This window comes from Ohtaekwangia sp. (assembly GCF_036568665.1).
In the GTDB taxonomy this organism is placed as follows: domain Bacteria; phylum Bacteroidota; class Bacteroidia; order Cytophagales; family Cyclobacteriaceae; genus Ohtaekwangia.
Genome location: NZ_DATCSD010000411.1, coordinates 1 through 18,971, shown reverse-complemented (window position 1 = coordinate 18,971; position 18,971 = coordinate 1). Strand labels below are relative to the sequence as shown.

Sequence of the window (18,971 nt, the reverse complement as noted above, 5' to 3'; positions counted from 1 at the left end):
CAGACCAACCTGCGCAACAGGGCCATCTATCTTTGAAAACAGTAGCGCTGGAACTTCAACAAATTGTAACACTCTTCGCAGAGAAGATCAATCATATTTCTGATTATGATTTTTCTGTTAAACCACTGCCGCACAAATGGAGTGGAAAGGAAATTGTGGGGCATTTGATTGATTCTGCTCAAAACAATCTGCGAAGATTTATTACAGGACAATACGAATCAGTTCCTCCTAAAATCCGTTACGATCAGAATTTTTGGGTAGACGCCAATCAATATCAGTCTGCTAAAAAGGAAGACATTATCCTGTTGTGGAAATTGATAAACGAACGTATTTGTGCCATACTGCTTTCCATGCCGGAAGAGAGGTATACATTTACCTGCGATACCGGAAAGGACGCACCCGAACTCCATTCCCTCGAATGGCTGGCAATTGATTACCTGAAGCACTTGAAACATCACCTGAACCAGATCATTCCAGGTTCATTTGATGTTATCTATTCGTAGCTTTAGGTGTATATGGCATTTACTTCCGATCAGATTTACCAATGGCTTGAAGAAGTTAAAGACCCCGAAATACCGGTACTATCGCTGGTAGATCTGGGAGTGATAACTGCTGTAGTTATTGACAACGATTCTGTAGCGATTGAAATGACACCAACCTTTGTTGGCTGCCCGGCATTAGACCTTATGCAACAGGAAATAAAGAGCACCCTGACCTCGAAAGGCGTTTCTTCTGTAACAACAACCGTAAACTTCCATCAACACTGGACATCTGACAATATCTCGGAAAAGGGACGACAGGCCTTAAAACAGTTTGGTCTGGCTCCTCCGCAGCCCGCTATATTTCCGGATATAGATTTGCTGGAGCACGTTGCCTGCCCGCGCTGCAACAGCACAGATACTGAATTGAAGAATATTTTTGGCCCCACCCTTTGCCGCTCCATTCATTATTGCAACACCTGTAGCGAAGCTTTTGAGCAATTTAAACCTATACATTAGCCGCTATACCGCGGCTCTCGAGTTTCTGGTAAACCTGATTTTTTGCATTTGAAAGTGAATCATTAAATTCAATCCGAAAACATACTTCACTCATAAATAGCTGAAAACCAGGAGAACATTTTATTTCTTTGCACCGTATTTGACATTTGGAGCCCTTTTTATAAAGTATGAGAACCTTGTTATCTGGTATTATCATTACCAGTTGTGCTTTTATCTGCTGGAACTGCGATAATAAAAAAGTAGTCACAGATCAGACAACTACGTTCACACGAATCGATTCCCTTACAGATTATTACCTGGCACTGCAAGACAGTATGCTCCAATCCTGGAATATCATGATCTATGACGATAATCAGAAGATAAAGTCCATGCACAACCTGCTGCATGAATTGATGGTGTCGTCTCCCGAGCGAAGCGAAGAATTTGCTGCTTACGAGCAACGCCTCGACCAATTAGTACGCCTGCGCTATACGCAAAAGACGATGGCCAATACCGATGTAGTTGAAGAATATGATTTCGCTTCCAACTCGCTTGTAACAGAATTACTTTCATTGGCAGAATCTCAGCCACAATTCAATTACAATACAACGCTTCAGAAACTGGCAGACGAAATTCAGTTGGCGGATCAGCGCGTAAATAATTATCGAGAAGAATACGATGCGATTGTAGCCACGTACAATCGCTTCCTTGAAAAATACAGAGCTGATATTAAAGACATTGATACACATTCATCCCTCGAAAAACGCCCCATGTTTCAGATGGTGTCGGATGAATAAATATAGTATATCGAACAAATCCAGTCTTTCTACCTTCCTCACAATATCATTATAGTATATACCTATCGAAGTAACACCAGCTTGCCTTCGCGTGTTACCTGGGTTCCATTTACTACGAACTGAAGTTTGTAGATATATACGCCACTCGGCATCACATTACCGCCCAGGTCAGTGCCATTCCACTTGAGATAGTTTATACCGATGTGAAAGCTGTCTACATCATCTTGTGAGTAAGCATGCAGAAGCTTTCCGTTTACATCTACCAATTGAAGTTTGAAATTCTCGGGTAAATATTCACCTGCCAGTGTAACACGGAAATAAAAATCGGATACGGAAGGATTCGGGTACGGTTCAGATACACTTACGGAAGTTTCGCTGCTCACAACAAAATCAACCAGGTAGGGATCGGTACCGCTGGTATTGTTACGTGCATCAGCAGCCTCTACACGCAATGTATACTTGCCGGCAGGTAAATCTTTCGGTTTGAACTCCAAACGAAAATCCGATGTATCGCTTCCGGCATACCATGTAACTGTCTCACCTGATAAATCAATTTCAGTTGGCGTACAAGTTTCATCTGCACAAGGGTACGTCAAAAACAATCGCATGCCTTGCAAATCCTGTTTGTATAGTTTCCTGTTTTCGTCCCATACACGAACTAATATATAGGGGTTGGCAGAAACAAAATCACCATTCGCTACATGTCGGTCGTCAATGGTAACATCGAGTACCGGAGCAAACTGATCCAATGAAACATTCAGGTAATTGGAGAATACCATTACGTTGTTATCGTAGTATTGCTCGGGTGCTATATGCGGATTTACAAATACCGTTACATCGTTCAGCCCTGTTTTGCCGGAGGTATCAAAGCTTATATCAAACGCAGTTGTATCGCCTGGTGCAGGCTGTTTTATCTTGAGTGTTTCGGATTGTGATGTACGACTGCTCTCGTTGAATAATTCATACCGAACAGCGAGCGAGTCAGCAAAAGTTTTATCACTGATGTTGATGAATCCATAATTACCTTTCCATATATCTCCTTCGGTGAGTGCAACCTGTGTGGCCGTTCCTTTATAGATCAGCAAACCTTCCGGAACGGGAGTATATACTACCAGCCAGTTTCTGAGCTGTGCCGCTGTAAGCGACAAATCATCTTCTGCTTTATATACTACCTTCAGGTATGGATAATCGCTTACCGATATAGCCGACAGATTCTGATCTTCTGCAATACCCTGATACAAGGCAACTTCTTCGCCATTCATCTTTACTCCCACTATATCATAGCTGACAACATCGTTTGCTTCTACATCTTTTGCATGGGCTATAAAATTCTTCCACTCCTGTGCAGGGCCTATCAGTTTAGAAGTCATCGTTCCGGAAGTATATCTGCCGGTAATCGTTCGGCTCACATCCAGCTCCTGCTGGTCAACCGGAGTACCCGTTACTTTATATATCTGTGCAGTGCCTGGTGCCGAACCCTTTCTTCCGAAAAAAACAAACGGTTCACCCGGAGCCAACGCATTAATCTGCGCTACGGATATACCGAGCTCTCCGAGCTTGGACTTGGCAGCGGCCGGCCAGTATTGAAAGTAAGCATCGCCAATGTTATAGAGCACTACGGTATCACCCGCGGCAATGTTATCTACATACGCTATTATATCATCGCCATTGCCGGTGACCAGTTCAGTAAAGTAAAAGCTGTTGATCACCCACGGTTCACGGCCGCACGCACGACCTGCCCGATTATACCACTTGAACGGAACACCTATATAGGGCACCGTTGATTTGCGATCGAACGCAATCATGTTAATCGTATTATCGCGACACACAAATCCCTGGCGATATAAATTATACTCTGCGCCCCCAATCTTGATACTCACATCCAGGTAACTTGCAGGGTGATTTGATCCATACGTCTTTACATCAATTGAAGTGACGGTTTCCTGGAAATTTAATTTTCTTGCCGTGGCATCCGTCACCAGCCCAACCGTTGCGTTAGTCATGTATTGCTGAAAATGTACCTGCGCCCATCCTTCCGGTCCGTTGTCGATATAGGTAAAAGAACTCTCCGTCCATAAGTCGCTCTCACCAGCTTTTGGTTGTGCCAGTTTTGTTCGCCAGAAATACGCCAATGTATCGGCCTGAAGTACAGATATACCCTGTCGGGCCAGCACCGTACCTTTTACTGTAAAGGTTTTCTTATACTGACTATCAAATGTATTTACCGTATCTACCTCCACCAGAAAATCCCGTTCGCCCGAGAGTAAATCTGTGGTTTGGAAAGAAAGTGTAAGATCTTTGTTATGAACAATTGAGAAATCCGTAGGGTATAGATTCATCGTTCCATTCAAGGCAATCGGCAGTTCATACGAAGCAGAGTTATTATCTTTTCTGAGTTCGCTGATAACACTGTCCGGATCAACTGTAATTTCAAAACGGTTATTACCCGAGCCGTTCTCTCTGCCTTTGCGCACAATAAAAGTCAACGTATCGCTATATAGCGTTGAAGGATATAGCGAATCATAAACAATTACCGAGTTATCATTCAGATAACGCTTTACTTCAACACGCATTGTGTCTTGCTGCGCGCGACCAAAGTTTCGCACAATGATGCGCAATGCAAACGAATCGGTAAGTGCTGTTATCTGTCCACCATCAAAAGATTCCAGGTAAACATTATTGTTGTTGATCTCCAGATCAGGTTTACTTACGCCAAACAATGGCACAGCCGGATCGCCCAGCAGGATCATCTGCTGCACTTGCGTTGTGCTTATAGGCGAAGAACCCGTGAGAGCAATGTGTCTGCGGGCAGTCTCACGATGAATATCTCCTATACCTTTATGAATATAGGTGGAGTCACCCAGGCCAACTTTATAAAAGAAATCAGAATATAGTCGCAAGCTTGATACAAGCCCATACGCACTATGTGCTATAAAACCGGTAGCACCTTTGTTGGGAGCCATTACCCAGTCTTCACCAAAAAGAGTAAAGGGAAGAAAAAATGATCCGGTGTTACATCCATTCATAAGCAGCATCGGATATTTACCCGCATTGTTATACCCCATCACAGGGTCTGTAACAAAACCTACATCAAAGTCGAGTGTGCTGGGCGAAGCGTGACCAAAGAATGTAACAAGCCCTAAACCTTTATTTACTTCTTCGGATATATTGATCAGTTCAATATCGGTTGAGTGCTTGGCTATAGCCGATACTTTGCCACCGAGATAATAACCTTTCGCGATGGTGGCATATTCTTCCAGGTACGAGCGGAATAATTCAGGCTCACCTTCTTCTATACCACCGCTCAGGTGAAGTATATTTTTTCTGCGCAGGTCATCGTGCGGCCGGGCCTCTGTTTCTATTACTTTATTAAGGTACGCTGCTACATCATCGGGCTTCATGGCCGTGATCCTTCCCGTGGGCACGGCAGGATCATCGGTTGTTCCGGCAAGCCCTGCGGTATATAAAGCATCCGATCCGGGATAACCACCGGAAGGAACAAGATCTTTGTAGGTAGTGAATGAATTAGGATTACGGTAATACTGGTAGTTTAAATCCAACCCTTTACCGATTAAGAAAAGATAGCGAGGCAAATGCGTTGCTACCATAAATTTCATAAAGTTAAATATAGCGCGTGGCGAACTTTCACCATAGTTGAACTCATCGTATAACAGGCCGATGTTCACTACCAGGGTATCAAAGTTTCCTCCTGCATCGGAGGCCCTATACGCAGCGTACGCTTTTACCGGATCGCTATAGCCCGAGGCTGGCGCGCGCAACATCGGGTGACTGATTATGATATAGTTGTGCGATGCAGGATTGATAGACCGGAATGTTACCGGAACAATTTTAGCAGGCGATAAAGTTGTTGCTGTTGCATAGATCGTTCGCGAAGTACTGGTAGAAGGAACCACTGCGTTGAGTGTTGACGAGGCTGTAGTGCCGATCTTTACTATATTGGCCTTATCTGTTATATCAAACAAGCGCAGACCTGCAGAAGGATTTTGTATCTCTATATAGGATTTGTCGCTCGCATTAGGCTGCAGATTAAAAACTTTCTCTGTTCGTGATGCTGCATTTACCTGCTGCGCATAGCGAAGCTTCATGGCCGATACACTCAATCTGTCTGACCCTCCCGATCCAATTACTTTTACTCTTACCGTAAGCGTACCATCTGCTGCTATATCGGTCCAAAGTAAACTTTGCGAAAGCGTATAGAAATCATAACTACTGAAATTGACTGTGGTCAACAATCGTTGCCCTGCACCTACATATATTTCAGCCACGTGGTCCATCGGGCCTCGCCCCACCATTACCATTTCCAGTTGAGGAACAGGTGCCGTAGTCACTGTATTGGTTACATCCGTAAATGTATAGTCGATGAATTGGGTCTGCACGATCTGGTTGCCTGTCCATCCCTCTCCCTGATCAAAATAACTATTTTGTACTTCAATCGTGTAATCAGTACCACTCGAATACTGACTGGTAAATACCAGCAGTTTCTCATCAAAGTGATAGGCATCAGCACTCATTCCTCCATTGGCTTCCGAAAAAGATACCATACGCTTTCCGGAGAGCGAACTGATTGTTAAGAAGTAGCTGGTCGTATCGGTATATAAATTATAGTACTTGTGTGGTTGCAGAGACGATGGCCGGTATAGATCGGCATCGAGTGTACCATCGTTTCGCGTTCCGTAAAATTCAATAAAGTCAGAGGTGTCGAATTGTCCATCGCCTTCACCCTCTATATATATAGCTTGTTCGGTTCCGCGATGAAATACCCGGATCTTCTTCGGATCGACAGAACCTACCGGGAATCCTGCTGTCTGCAGCGTGTTGTAATCTAACCGGTAAATACCGTTTTGTGCTGTTGGAATCTTAAAGTAAGGCTGGTTGTATTCGATCCATTCATTGCCAACTTGTGCCCTCCCCTGGAGAACTGCCGTGAAAATCAGCCACGCTGTTAAAAAACGATTCATTAAAACTTTTTTGATTTTATCAGCTCCTAAATCTTAATCCTCTGCCCTACCAAAGTTACATACGAACCTCCGGTTTGAAGTAAATACCTAAAAATCAAGATTCTATAAGAAAAGTAAAAAATTTTAGTAAAGTACTTGGCCATACATAGTACTTATCCGTATAAGGAACTATATTGAACTTATAAACTGGGATGTATGAACCTAGAAAACGCGCAAGTACAGATGAGAAAGGGCATTTTGGAATATTGCATCCTCCACATTATTTCGCGGGGCGAAGTTTACGCTTCTGATATGCTGGACGAACTTACAGCTGCCAAGATTATTGTGGTGGAGGGTACGCTCTATCCTCTTCTTACCCGACTGAAAAATGCCGGGCTTCTCGAATATAAATGGATCGAATCAAAGTCGGGGCCGCCCCGAAAATATTATAAGCTCACAGACCGCGGAAGTAAATTTTTGAGCAAACTCACCGAGACGTGGGATGAACTTGTACATTCCACCCAAACCATCACGACTAAGTCTAACAGCTAATTTGTTTTAACTCCTCACGTCTATCGACTATATGAAAAAGAATATCAGCATCAACATTAGCGGCATCATCTTTCACATTGAAGAAGATGGGTATGACAGCCTGCGTAAGTATCTCGATTCGATCAACAAATATTTCTCTTCCTTCGAAGACAGCAGCGAGATCATGGCTGACATTGAGAGCCGCATTGCCGAAATCTTTTTATCTAAATTGAATGAAGGCAAACAGGTGATCACTGCAGAAGATGTTCACACGCTTATCACCACCATGGGTAGCGTAAGCGATTTTAAAGCTGTAGAAGAACCTGCCTTTAACGGTACAACGCCCAGGCCAGACGCCCATTCAAGTACTCAAACAGAAGATACCTATACCTCATCGTCCGGCACGAGTGGCAAGACCTTTACTCCCTCACGCCAGCTTATGCGCGACCAGCAGCGAAAAATACTGGGTGGTGTATGTGCCGGTCTCGGAAATTACTTTAGCATAGATCCGCTGTGGATACGCCTGCTCTTCGCTGTGCTGGCTTTTGCTTATGGTGTAACCATTGTGGTATATCTGGTGATGTGGATCGTAGTACCCGGTTCGTATACCCTGGATGAGCCTGCTGTGGACAAAAAGATGTTTCGCGACCCGGAGCGTAAGGTGCTCGGAGGTGTAGCCGGTGGCGTAGCCTCATACTTCGGTATAGATGTAGTAATAATTCGTTTACTGTTCGTGGTCTTTACCATTGTTGGTGGCCTTGGTTTACTGCTATATATAGTTTTATGGATAGCACTGCCGGAAGCCAGAACATTAACCGATCGCATGCAAATGCAGGGGGAGCCGGTAACGCTCTCGAACATTGAATCAACCATAAAAAAAAATCTAAATGTTGATACTGGCAAAGAGGAAAGTCCGGCTACCAAAATATTATTGTTTCCCTTTCGGTTAATCGCCATGGTCCTCTCCGGCCTTGCCAAAGTGATTGGTCCGCTGGTAGAAGCGATACGTGTTATCATTGGTATATTCGTAGTATTCCTGGGCATTACCCTGGCCTTTACCGTACTCTTATCAGGAGGTATAGCATTCGGTATATTTTCCGGAACAGCCTTCTCGATGCCGTGGATGATTGAAGGCGAGAACTTCAGTATGCCGGTTGATGTCATTACACGTGCCTTTCCGGGTTGGATCGCTATAGCCGGATTTATAGCGTGCCTCGTACCAAGTCTGATGATTTTACTGTTGGGTATATCTATTATCTCCAAACGAATTGTATTCAGTGCTGCAGCCGGGTGGACGATGTTTGTGCTGTTCTTTGTCAGCGTTGTTATGCTGAGCATCGGTATACCACAGATCGTATATACCTTTAAAGAAAATGGCACCTATAAATTAGAGAACACCTATCACGTAACCGGCAAAAAAGCTGCGCTCCAATTACACGAAGTAGGCATGGATAATTACCGTGAAACTTCACTCGCGCTGAAAGGATATGATGGCAAGGATTTTAAACTGGTGCAGGAATTTCAGGCCCAGGGCAGCACACGCCAAAAAGCCATTGAGAATGCACAGATGGTAGACTATAGCGTAAATGTTCAGGATTCAGTATTCACTTTCGACTCAAATATACTCTTTAAGAAAGACGCTATATTCCGTGCACAGCGCTTGCAGATGACACTATATATACCGTACGATTTTCCGTTTACGATGACAGAAGATGTTAGCCGCTTCATTACACAATACGTGGATGGCGATTACCTGGATGGAGAAACCTGGCGCATGACTCCGAAAGGCCTGGATTGTCTTACGTGTCCGGTAGCAGAAGGTGATCCGGAAACAAAAGAAGAAACGAGCAATCAATATAGTTTATCTGATTTCAGCGAAGTAGAAGTAAGCGGCTTGTTCGATGTACGCATTACACAAGGTGATGAATACTTGGTGGAACTGACTGGACCTGAAAGCGAAAAGGAGAAGTATAAGATTGAGCGCGAAGGCAATACATTGGTGATCGACTATAACGATGAGCGCGGTGTTCATTGGGGAAAAGATCTCCTCGACATCGATCAAATGAAGATCAACATTACCATGCCACAGCTTGAAAAGTTAAAAGCGAAAGGTGCGGGCAAGATCAGCTTCAAAGAATTTAAATCTAACGAACTGGATATAGATGTAGTAGGAGCCGTAGATGTAAAGGGCGAAGCCGATGCCGAAGCTGTAACCTTGCATCTGAGTGGTGCGTCTCAGGTGTCGCTGGAAGGAAAAGCCAACACACTGGAAGCTACTATACAGGGAGCATCCACTCTGCGCGCCTATAGTTTTGAAGTGCGCGATGCAGTTGTAGAAGTGAACGGGGCATCTTCAGCCAAGGTAAATGTTACCGAACACCTCGAAATGGAAGAAGGAATAGCCAGCGATATCGATTATCGCGGCCATCCGAATGTTACCAAGCGCGATCATTGATATTGAATATATAGGGGAAGTTTCCACGCTTCCCCTATACTATAGATGGTATTTCCCTGTGTTCGATCTATACCGGCAACTTCAAACACAACCGATATGATCCTGTCATCCAATTCGCATCCACTTCGCTACCAGGCATTGGAACGCAAGCTATGGGGAATGTCGCTGCTGATCGCACCGGCTATCACTATTGTCGGCACACTTTTCTGGCAGCAGGGCGAAGCCGGTATTATAGGCGGCACCTGCATTATACTCGCCACTATATTCTGGATACCGGCTTTTATCGGATTATTCAGTTTGCTCCGTGACGAAATGCCCGTATATGCATTACTAGGATTAATGATTGCCATCTACGGATGTATAGGAGGAAATAACTTTGGCTTTGAAGCCTATTACCGTGAGATCTTCAGTATATCAGGTGAGCAAAAGCGTCAGGCATTTTCTGCCTATCCGCTGGCATTCAATTTCGTTTTGTTCTGGCCCGGGCCGCTGTTTCCGTTAAGTTTACTCGTGCTGAGTATAAACTATCTGCGCAAGAAATCCGTACCTCTTTGGGTAGCGGTTATGTTGTGCATGGGTGCAGTGCTATTTCCGGCCGGACGTATACCCAAAATTATGTGGATAGCACTAACCACCGATTTTATCCTGGCTATACCGCTTTTGTATATCGGAAACATGCTCTTGCAAAAGAAACTGTTTAACCATTCGTCTTCCATATAGTATAGATCTTGTAGAACCTTAATCCCCTTTAACTCCATGATCATCTTTTTATTAATGATATTGGTCTATCTAATGTGCCTGATTATCTAATTCTTTTAAAGCAGAGCTGTTCGTATTCCTGATTTATAGTAACATTACTTACTGTTTGGCAGCAACGCTAACCGTGGATAACGATCTTAGAATTTTGTAAATTAGGATATGAGAAAACTTCTCCTGCTCACCACACTGGTAAGTTTACTCTTTAGTGCACAGGCCCAGAAGCAAGGCGTTCGCGGTCAGGTATTTTGGGTAAGTGGAAATCAAATGCCTGGTCCGGATCAGCAAGTAAAAACGCCACAACAAGGAATTGTGCGCGAAATCTATATCTACAATGCTACCAGATTACAGGATGCCACCCAGCAGAACGGCTTCTTCTCCAATATCTCAACAACTCTTGTAGCAAAAGTTATCAGCGATAAAGATGGCTCCTTCAAAGTAAAACTCCCGGAAGGAAAATATTCCGTCTTTGTAAAAGAAGATCAGGGCCTCTTCGCCAACCTCTACGATGGCAACGGCTGCATCAACTGCGTATCCGTCAAACCCCGGAAATATTCCTGGATCACCATCACCGTAGATTACCAGGCCGCATATTGAATTAGCTGTATCTCCCCTTTACTTCATCATTCGCTAATCGATGTTCCCTGTTCGATATTCAATTTCAGTTAATCGTTAACCATCATTCGTTACACGATATTCAGTTTTTGTTATTCATTAACTGTTACAAGTTAATCGTGGGGGTGAGCTAGGGCTTTCAACTTTACACTTTCCGCTTAATTCTCAGCCTTCTAACAGCATTTAAAAAAATCTGCATTCGCCCATGCAACCTCTGGCAACGTATAAGCATCTTGGAGCCAGAACCATTAAATGGAATTAAAAATTTACCGGGCAAAAGAACATGAGTTGATCCAGGGATGTCTGAAGCGCGATCGAAACGCTCAGAAACGCCTGTACGACACCTATTCGTCCAAAATGTATGGACTATGCTACCGGTATGTCAAAGATTCTATGGAAGCTGAAGACATTCTCGTTACAGCTTTCATGAAGGTGTTCGACAAGATTGAACAATTTAAAAATGAAGGAAGCTTTGAAGGATGGATCCGTAGGATCATCGTAAATGAAGCCTTGACACACCTTCGCAGAAACCGGTCGATGTACCTGGAGACCGACCTGGAACAAGCCGATCGCGAACCGGACTACGATAACCTCAGCGATCACCTCGAAACAGAAGACCTTCTCAACCTGATACAGGAGTTACCGGCCGGTTATAGAATTGTCTTTAACATGTATGCCATCGATGGCTACTCGCATAAAGAAATAGCAGAACAATTAGGCATCAGTGAAAACACATCTAAGTCGCAGTTGAGTCGCGCGCGTGTTTACCTGCAGAAGAAATTAGTGGAGCACGATTGGATGTCGAATCAAAAAATCATGAACGATGAATCAGCAACCTGACAAATTATTTCGCGAAAGACTGGAAAGTTTTTCCAGACCTGCTCCTGCCAGTGCGTGGGACAGGATAGAGGCTGGACTTGACAAGAAAGATAATAAAGGCCTCTGGTGGAAAGTTGCTGCATCATTGCTCGTACTGATGGTAGCAGGATATATACTTTGGTTATCTGCAGGAGGAAATCGCACTACACCAACAACACAACCTGTAGCAGAAACACCACACGCTAAACCGGATCACAAACCAGCATTAACAGAACAGATACCGTCTATACCGAACAATGACCCTGCTGCTGAGAAAACAGAACAGGTAAAGCCCCCTATATATACGGCTAAATCATCAGCACAGGTACACTCGCAGACAACGTCTGAAAAGTATATACCCAAGAGTATAGCAGAAGAACCTAAACAGAAATTGGCGGAAGCTATACCTGCACCATACGAGAAAACCGAAAGCACTACACAACCTGTTATAGCAACAACAGAACCTGCTATAGCGCAGAACGAACCCGTATATACTTCACAGCAAAAAAGCATCACCATCGTAATTACTGCTGCCGAAACAGATAACTATTTAAATAAAAATGTTTCAGACGAAGCAACCGATGAAGATGATAAGCCATCTACGTTTAAGAAGCTGTTGCAGAAAGCACAGGATCTGAAAAACAACCAGGATCCTTTTGGCGAACTGCGGCAGAAGAAAAATGAAATTCTGGCGCTGAATTTTAAAAATGAAAAACGTGGACAAAACAAGTAATGAAGTATGAGAAAAACATTTCTGATTGCAACGATATCCCTACTGGCCATTACCGTGCAGGCACAACAAAAGCGCGACACCGTAATAGTTGAGTTAGGTAAAACCAGCCGGGTGATCTTCACGATAGGAGATCGTAAAGACCTGGAGGTATTGAAGAACTATAACTATAATGATCTGTTTAAGAACATTATTACCAAGCTGGAGAACAACGATACTACAGCGCTCGCACAACGCGACACTACACGCAAACAAGGTGATAGCGAAGAAGTATACTGGACACGCGAAGGAGATGACAAAAATCATATCGGGGGTGATGATAATGGTCGCGACTGGAATGTAGACATTACACCCAGCAGACGTTGGGGCCGCACCTGGCAATCATTCAACTTCGATCTCGGCACAAACAATTACCTGGAGAATGGAAAGTTTCCGTCCAGCAATGCCAATTATTCTGTGCGGCCGTGGGGATCGTGGTATGTTGGCTTGTCATCTATACAACGGTCAAGGCTAGGCAAAAATTTCTTCCTCGAATGGGGCCTTGGTATGAGCTGGTATAATTTCAAATTTGAAAACGATAATACATTCATTCAGAAAGATGATAATGGTATACAGTTTATACAAGACACACGCGATTACCACTATATCAAGAGTAAACTTACAGCATCCTATATAACCGCATCACTTATACCGATAATCGACTTTGGCGATAACAGTCGCAAAGCCAGAATGTGGGAAGGCGATGGAGATTCATTTCGCATCGGTATAGGTCCCTATATAGGTTATCGCGTAGGCAGTCATTCAAAGATGGTATATAAAGATGATGGCGATCGTGAGAAGGAAAAGAATCGCGACAGTTTTTATCTGAACAATTTTCGATATGGCGCGCGCTTGCAGATAGGCTATCGCTCTACTGATCTTTTCTTCAACTATGATATCAACGAATTGTTTGAAGCAGGTAAAGGACCTAAACTTAATGCCTTCAGCTTTGGTGTGATTTTTTAGTCACTACATTTTCACCTCTGATTTTTACTCAATGCCCGAGCGCTATAAACTAAAGTCGCTCGGGCATTGTTATAACTAACACTCGTTACTCAACTTGTAAATTAACTTTCTAATTTTTCGGCAACTTCTTTCGATGCACCATTTCTAATACTACTTTTAAGGTGAATTGATATTTAGTAACTTTAGGTAATTGTCCATCGAACTATGAGTGAAGCTATTTCAAATTTATCGAGGAAAGAACAAGTGATCAGAAAAGCAGCGGAGCTTTTTAAAGATAAAGGATATGCTGCTGCTTCGATGCGCGACCTCGCCCAGTTGTTGGGTATAGAAGCCGCCAGTTTATACTCGCACATCAAATCAAAAGAAGAAATACTTCGCAGCCTTTGTTTTGATATGGCTGCTGAATTTCAAAAGTCACTTGCCGAAGTTGAAAGTAAAGATGTATCGGCCAGTGAAAAACTTCGCAATGGAATTATCGGCCACATTCAGGTGATGGCAAAAGATCTTACAGCATCTGCCGTATTTATGAACGAGCACCGGCACTTGAGCCAGCCTTATCTGCGCGACTTCCTGCTGATGCGCATCAACTATATAAATCGCTTCAAGAGCATCATTGAACAAGGTGTAAGAACAGGTGAGTTTAAAGATACGATCGATAAGAAACTTGCCGTAATGACGCTCTTCTCGTCATTGAACTGGATGCCGATGTGGTACGATCCGGATTCCGCTATCGACCCTTCCCAACTCGGTTTCCAATTGGCCGACATGCTGGTGAACGGTTTAAAGAAAAACGCCTGATTTTAAGCTAACAATCGTTTGTATTAACATTTTTTAGTCGTAAATAGCCTGAGGGAAGTTATTCGTTAACAGCTAAACGGATAATGATTAACCATTCACGAATAACGGTTAAGAGCTATGTACGGTGGAGGAAATACATTCGAAGGTGTCAAGACCGATAGTTTGCAGTCGGAAGACCCTGTGTTGCTTGCAGCATTTGAAGCCCGCATTGAACGCGGTGAAAAAATAGAACCTTCCGATTGGATGCCGGATCTATACCGGAAGCAACTCATCCGTATGATCGAGCAGCATGCGCACAGTGAAATCATCGGTGCATTACCCGAAGGCACATGGATCACACGTGCGCCTGGCTTCAAACGTAAGCTCGCACTCATGGCCAAAGTGCAGGATGAAGTCGGTCATGCACAGCTTCTTTATAGCGCGGCAGAGACACTCGGTAAATCGCGCGAAACGATGATCGATGATCTCATCACCGGTAAATCCAAATACTCCAACATCTTTAACTACCCGGCCTATACCTGGGCTGATGCCTGCTTTATATCGTGGCTTGTTGATGCGGGTGCTATCGTTAATCAACTCGCCAATGCAAAAGGAAGTTATGGCCCGTATTGCAGAGCACTCGATCGTATCTGCGCAGAAGAATCCTTTCACCTCAAGTACGGTCATCACTGTGTTATATACCTGGCCGCCGGCACAGACAAGCAACGACAAATGTTTCAGGAAGCAATTAACCGGTGGTGGACTCCAATGATGCACTTCTTCGGACCCGCTGATAAAATCTCAACACACACCGCGGTGCTAATGAAGTGGAAGGTAAAGATGTCGACTAACGATGATACAAGGAATCAGTTTCTCGATATGTATGTACCCAAGATATGGGAACTCGGCTTTACTATACCTGATCCAAACCTGAAGAAAAATATGGAGACAGGTCGCTGGGAGTATACCGAACCTGACTGGGAAGAATTTAAAAGAGTAATTAATGGCGATGGACCATGCAATAAAGAAAGACTGGAAGTGAGAAGAATTGCCGAAGAGCGAGGCAAGTGGGTGCGTGAAGCGTTGCGTTCATCGAAAGCCGCGTATGTAACACCATTGGCATAAACGATGTATCAGTTTCTTCGGAATGCAGCTAATGAGCCGGTGATCAGAACGATCTCTTTCCATACTGCCGATATAGCTTCCGAAGGCGAGTTATAACAGCTTTTCAGATATATCAATGTACTGCTGTCTTCCGGCAACTCATTGTTCATCCACTTCCAGATATCATCCGCCAGCACGAACAACTCGTTCGAATGATACTTCGGATAATACCGGTAAAGGGTATCCAGCGCTAAAAGAAAGTCAAGGTACTTCATGGTGGTAAAGTGGGAAACGATAATACGAAGGAATAAGTTTTTCTAAAAGCAGGAAATTGGAGTATGGAGAAATTATGAGATTGAAAGGTGGCAATATTATATAAGATTGAAAAATTAGAAGATTGGAAGATTCGAATATTGAAAGATTATAGGGTATAATTTAAAGCTATATACAAGTGGAGTCATTAGATCCCAGAGTGAACAGGTTGCCGGCGGTGGGGCAGGCCGGTATAATTGTGCCAAAGGCAGCCTTAGATCAGTTTGGTACATTTGAAGTTTTTGTGCAGCCAAAGGAAGGAAAACCTTTTCAGCATGAGGGAGCTGTACATGCACCCGACCTGGAACTCGCTTATGTACTCGCCAAAGAAGCCTTTACGCGCAGATTTACCTGCACTTCTCTTTACGTAGTAGATACGCGTCAGGTATATATATCGCCAACTACCGAAGGCGACACCAATGTATATACCTTGATTAAAGATATACCCGCCTCGCAGAAAACGAAAACTTCCTTTGAAATATACCACCTGTTGAAACGCGGCAAACAGCACGTTCATGCTGGAACGGTTGAAGCGGCAACACCAGCCGAAGCAATGGCTATAGCGCGACAGAAATTTGCAACCGACAAAGTTGTATACAACATCTGGGCTATTCGCACCAGCGACATACGCTTTACTTCACCCGAAGAAAAAGACCTATGGAATACATTACCGGAGAAAAAATTCCGCGATGCATCTGATTACAAAGGTGGCGATAAACTGAAATCATTCCTGGAACGCTCCACTTCATAACTATATATCTTTACTATATGAGCGATATAGCGATCAAAGAACTTCTCTATAAAATAGCCGATGACCAGCTTATACTCGGTCACCGTAATTCTGAGTGGACCGGCTTTGGCCCTTTGCTGGAAGAAGATATAGCCTTCTCTTCTATGGCGCAGGACAAAATCGGGCAAAGCTATGCGCTATACCAGATACTCCATCAACTGGGAGAACAGGCTCCTGATACTGTAGCGTTTACCCGCAACGCAAGCCAGTTTCATAACACCATCTTTGTAGAGTTGCCCAATGGTGAATACGACTTCAGTCTTATTCGTCATTTCCTTTTTGATACGGCCGAAGCAATTCGTTTCGACATGCTGAGTCGCTCTGCATTTCAACCACTGGCAGAGCTTGCACTTAAAATAAAAGGAGAGTTACGTTACCACACCCTGCACGCCAATACATGGATTAAAAAATTAGGCACCGCTACAGAAGAAAGTATAACACGCCTGCAACATTCGCTGGATATAGCCCTCCCCTACGCATTGGGTATATTTGAAACATCACCACATGAAGTCGAGCTGATCAATACCGGTATATTTGCCGGAGAACAAGCTTTGTGTGAACAATGGAAGCTGCAGGTAGAAAAAATTATACAACAAACAAGCTTGCAATTACCTTCGTGGCAATCCGTCTCTCCTATAGCCGGTGGACGCCAGGGAAAACACACCGAACACCTTCAGCCATTGCTGGATGAAATGTCGGAAGTATTCAGGATCGATCCGTTAGCAGAATGGTGAGAGAAGCTCCAGGACGCTGGTTTCTAGCTGCCGGGAAAGACATCCTTCATATATATAATAGGTCACGAACCTATATCTCTCTTACTCACTTTACATTTAATCCGAAAACCAATGTGATAATCCGGAGCAGTAAACCTGGTGATTAATATCTTATCAGGCTGAACATTGTATATAACATAGAGCCGATCGTTATACACTATAATTTCTGAAGCATTGTTCAAAAGCCCTGTAGCTTGTTCGCTTCCCTTATAATTTGCGTATATCCCTATAGGAACCGGCACTTCACCATTCACACCTTCAGTTACCTCTACAGTGGGAGTCCAACGCTTATAATTTTTTAAAGCGAGAAGGTAATCCTCCAACGTCAACAACGAATAAGTAACCTGCAATTGCCTGTCCGAAAATTTACGCCAGCACCAATGTTCTTTTCGCTGCTCTATAATTGAATTGATCTCTTTATTGAGAAACTGTATATAACTAAAAATTCCGGCAGAGTCTGTAAAAACCAGCGGACGTTCCACCTTACCCACATACAACATATTTGTCGACAGTAACAATGAATGCCGCAAGAAATCCTTATAAGCAACTCTGCTTTTGGTCGAATAAACTGAGTCGACATTATAATTCATAAGAATCGAGATCTCTTCAGACCGCGCCAACGTAGTATCAAACCTGGAGCCATAATCCATTGCCCACAAATCTACCGTTACCTCAGCAAACCCAATAAAAGAAGAATCCTCTAACCACACACATCCATAGGGAAAAGGTAAATCTATACCCTTCAATTTCCTCAATTGTTTTTCTTTCCGGGAATGATCTTTAACAGCATCCTTCCTGGTATGAAAATAAAATAGCTGGCAGTTACCAATACTGAACGTTGATGACAACACTATATAAATAAGAAGCAGTCTCATGGTAACAATTTTAACAACAATACAAGAAACATTATTCTATAATCAATTTAGTTTTACTACTCTCATTTTGAATACAATAATACGTCTTCTCCATTAAGTCACGACATCTATTAATTGCAGCCATGCCTTCCACGGTAGTGTGATATCCAATAACAACAGTAGAACTGTCGCAGTGAAATGCAATGTACGATCCTACTCTTGGCCCATCGCTGGCCTTTCTGTAATCTATTTGGCGTGCAGTATGAGCTCCAAAGTTGGTAGACTTTATTTCACTAAACATCAGGTCACCCAATTCTTCAGGCTTATAAACAGACTTCAAGGCATCCGTATAGTTCCGAAGCTCCCAATCAAGATCGGACTTGGTTGGGAGCCAAACGAAAGAGAACTTGGCATATACTTCTTCATCCTTTAAATAAATAGGTATATACGTTACATGGTTTCTCTTCCACGTTGTTTTCTTTCCAATTTTAAACTCCGGTGTTATTTCAAAATATACTCCTGCATCCTTATAGGTAGTTTTAGAAACACTCGAGCAGGAACTAAGAAATATTATAGCAATACAGGTATATATCAGGTTGCGCATTGAAGGTATGTAAAACTTATATATGTAATCTAACTATTTAATCGCCATACGCCATCAATCCGCTTCCGTTCTCTT

The 18,971-nt window shown here is 43.4% G+C and carries 18 protein-coding genes; 14 read left to right on the top strand and 4 right to left on the bottom strand.

The annotated features are described in order from the left end of the window. Positions 1-32 precede the first annotated feature (32 nt). The 3 genes from VIN08_RS24065 (at position 33) to VIN08_RS24055 (ending at position 1,774) form a co-directional block, all read left to right on the top strand. Positions 33-503 carry a DinB family protein gene (locus VIN08_RS24065; protein ID WP_331970939.1) on the top strand — a complete coding sequence of 157 codons (471 nt, stop codon included), beginning with the start codon at positions 33-35 and terminating at the stop codon, positions 501-503. A 12-nt stretch (positions 504-515) separates the two neighbouring features. Then, a complete protein-coding gene (gene paaD, locus VIN08_RS24060) occupies positions 516-998 on the top strand; it encodes a 1,2-phenylacetyl-CoA epoxidase subunit PaaD (protein ID WP_331970936.1) in 483 nt (160 codons plus the stop codon). A gap of 167 nt (positions 999-1,165) precedes the next feature. Further along, entirely contained in the window at positions 1,166-1,774 is a 609-nt protein-coding gene (locus VIN08_RS24055; protein ID WP_331970933.1) for a LemA family protein, read from the top strand. A 62-nt stretch (positions 1,775-1,836) separates the two neighbouring features. Here VIN08_RS24055 and VIN08_RS24050 read toward each other — a convergent pair whose 3' ends face one another. Beyond that, on the bottom strand, positions 1,837-6,753 hold the full coding sequence (locus VIN08_RS24050; RefSeq protein ID WP_331970930.1) for a C25 family cysteine peptidase: 4,917 nt from the start codon (positions 6,751-6,753) through the stop codon (positions 1,837-1,839). A 195-nt stretch (positions 6,754-6,948) separates the two neighbouring features. Between VIN08_RS24050 and VIN08_RS24045 the strand changes: the two genes are divergently transcribed. From VIN08_RS24045 to paaA, 9 genes are all read left to right on the top strand, one after another. Next, complete coding sequence (locus tag VIN08_RS24045) at positions 6,949-7,284, top strand: PadR family transcriptional regulator (protein ID WP_331970927.1); 336 nt, start codon at positions 6,949-6,951, stop codon at positions 7,282-7,284. A gap of 31 nt (positions 7,285-7,315) precedes the next feature. Then, entirely contained in the window at positions 7,316-9,718 is a 2,403-nt protein-coding gene (locus VIN08_RS24040) for a PspC domain-containing protein (protein WP_331970924.1), read from the top strand. A 96-nt stretch (positions 9,719-9,814) separates the two neighbouring features. Next, positions 9,815-10,438, top strand: coding sequence for a hypothetical protein (locus VIN08_RS24035; RefSeq protein ID WP_331970921.1), 624 nt, complete (start codon positions 9,815-9,817; stop codon positions 10,436-10,438). 198 nt (positions 10,439-10,636) lie between these two features. After that, positions 10,637-11,071, top strand: a complete 435-nt coding sequence (locus VIN08_RS24030; RefSeq protein ID WP_331970919.1) for a carboxypeptidase regulatory-like domain-containing protein — start codon at positions 10,637-10,639, stop codon at positions 11,069-11,071. Between the two features lie 270 nt (positions 11,072-11,341). Then, positions 11,342-11,929, top strand: a complete 588-nt coding sequence (locus VIN08_RS24025; RefSeq protein ID WP_331970916.1) for a sigma-70 family RNA polymerase sigma factor — start codon at positions 11,342-11,344, stop codon at positions 11,927-11,929. Beyond that, positions 11,913-12,680: a hypothetical protein gene (locus VIN08_RS24020; RefSeq protein WP_331970913.1), complete on the top strand. Its 768-nt coding sequence runs from the start codon at positions 11,913-11,915 to the stop codon at positions 12,678-12,680. Before VIN08_RS24025 ends, VIN08_RS24020 begins: the two co-directional genes overlap by 17 nt. A gap of 6 nt (positions 12,681-12,686) precedes the next feature. Further along, on the top strand, positions 12,687-13,682 hold the full coding sequence (locus tag VIN08_RS24015; protein ID WP_331970910.1) for a hypothetical protein: 996 nt from the start codon (positions 12,687-12,689) through the stop codon (positions 13,680-13,682). Between the two features lie 204 nt (positions 13,683-13,886). Further along, a complete protein-coding gene (locus tag VIN08_RS24010; RefSeq protein WP_331970907.1) occupies positions 13,887-14,480 on the top strand; it encodes a TetR/AcrR family transcriptional regulator in 594 nt (197 codons plus the stop codon). 117 nt (positions 14,481-14,597) lie between these two features. Next, on the top strand, positions 14,598-15,584 hold the full coding sequence (paaA, locus tag VIN08_RS24005; RefSeq protein ID WP_331970904.1) for a 1,2-phenylacetyl-CoA epoxidase subunit PaaA: 987 nt from the start codon (positions 14,598-14,600) through the stop codon (positions 15,582-15,584). An 8-nt stretch (positions 15,585-15,592) separates the two neighbouring features. Here paaA and VIN08_RS24000 read toward each other — a convergent pair whose 3' ends face one another. Then, positions 15,593-15,838: a hypothetical protein gene (locus VIN08_RS24000; RefSeq protein ID WP_331970901.1), complete on the bottom strand. Its 246-nt coding sequence runs from the start codon at positions 15,836-15,838 to the stop codon at positions 15,593-15,595. 197 nt (positions 15,839-16,035) lie between these two features. Here VIN08_RS24000 and VIN08_RS23995 point away from each other — a divergent pair, with 197 nt between their 5' ends. Both VIN08_RS23995 and paaC read left to right on the top strand, forming a co-directional pair. Beyond that, entirely contained in the window at positions 16,036-16,626 is a 591-nt protein-coding gene (locus VIN08_RS23995; protein WP_331970898.1) for a phenylacetic acid degradation b, read from the top strand. A 17-nt stretch (positions 16,627-16,643) separates the two neighbouring features. After that, entirely contained in the window at positions 16,644-17,399 is a 756-nt protein-coding gene (gene paaC, locus VIN08_RS23990) for a 1,2-phenylacetyl-CoA epoxidase subunit PaaC (RefSeq protein WP_331970895.1), read from the top strand. Positions 17,400-17,461: 62 nt separating this feature from the next. Here paaC and VIN08_RS23985 read toward each other — a convergent pair whose 3' ends face one another. Together VIN08_RS23985 and VIN08_RS23980 are read right to left on the bottom strand one after the other, a co-directional pair. After that, on the bottom strand, positions 17,462-18,286 hold the full coding sequence (locus VIN08_RS23985) for a hypothetical protein (protein ID WP_331970892.1): 825 nt from the start codon (positions 18,284-18,286) through the stop codon (positions 17,462-17,464). A 58-nt stretch (positions 18,287-18,344) separates the two neighbouring features. Continuing rightward, the gene (locus VIN08_RS23980) at positions 18,345-18,896 is read right to left on the bottom strand and encodes a hypothetical protein (RefSeq protein WP_331970889.1); all 552 of its coding nucleotides are present in this window, start codon (positions 18,894-18,896) and stop codon (positions 18,345-18,347) included. Positions 18,897-18,971: the final 75 nt, after the last annotated feature.

Excerpts from the sequence above, each read along its gene's own strand:
- VIN08_RS24055 (WP_331970933.1), top strand. The coding sequence starts at position 1,166 with ATGAGAACCTTGTTATCTGGTATTATCATTACCAGTTGTGCTTTTATC.
- VIN08_RS24035 (WP_331970921.1), top strand. The coding sequence starts at position 9,815 with ATGATCCTGTCATCCAATTCGCATCCACTTCGCTACCAGGCATTGGAA.
- paaA (WP_331970904.1), top strand. The coding sequence starts at position 14,598 with ATGTACGGTGGAGGAAATACATTCGAAGGTGTCAAGACCGATAGTTTG.
- VIN08_RS23980 (WP_331970889.1), bottom strand. The coding sequence starts at position 18,896 with ATGCGCAACCTGATATATACCTGTATTGCTATAATATTTCTTAGTTCC.
- paaC (WP_331970895.1), top strand. The coding sequence starts at position 16,644 with ATGAGCGATATAGCGATCAAAGAACTTCTCTATAAAATAGCCGATGAC.
- VIN08_RS24040 (WP_331970924.1), top strand. The coding sequence starts at position 7,316 with ATGAAAAAGAATATCAGCATCAACATTAGCGGCATCATCTTTCACATT.
- VIN08_RS24045 (WP_331970927.1), top strand. The coding sequence starts at position 6,949 with ATGAACCTAGAAAACGCGCAAGTACAGATGAGAAAGGGCATTTTGGAA.
- VIN08_RS24020 (WP_331970913.1), top strand. The coding sequence starts at position 11,913 with ATGAATCAGCAACCTGACAAATTATTTCGCGAAAGACTGGAAAGTTTT.
- paaD (WP_331970936.1), top strand. The coding sequence starts at position 516 with ATGGCATTTACTTCCGATCAGATTTACCAATGGCTTGAAGAAGTTAAA.
- VIN08_RS24050 (WP_331970930.1), bottom strand. The coding sequence starts at position 6,753 with ATGAATCGTTTTTTAACAGCGTGGCTGATTTTCACGGCAGTTCTCCAG.
- VIN08_RS24015 (WP_331970910.1), top strand. The coding sequence starts at position 12,687 with ATGAGAAAAACATTTCTGATTGCAACGATATCCCTACTGGCCATTACC.
- VIN08_RS24030 (WP_331970919.1), top strand. The coding sequence starts at position 10,637 with ATGAGAAAACTTCTCCTGCTCACCACACTGGTAAGTTTACTCTTTAGT.
- VIN08_RS24025 (WP_331970916.1), top strand. The coding sequence starts at position 11,342 with ATGGAATTAAAAATTTACCGGGCAAAAGAACATGAGTTGATCCAGGGA.
- VIN08_RS24010 (WP_331970907.1), top strand. The coding sequence starts at position 13,887 with ATGAGTGAAGCTATTTCAAATTTATCGAGGAAAGAACAAGTGATCAGA.
- VIN08_RS24000 (WP_331970901.1), bottom strand. The coding sequence starts at position 15,838 with ATGAAGTACCTTGACTTTCTTTTAGCGCTGGATACCCTTTACCGGTAT.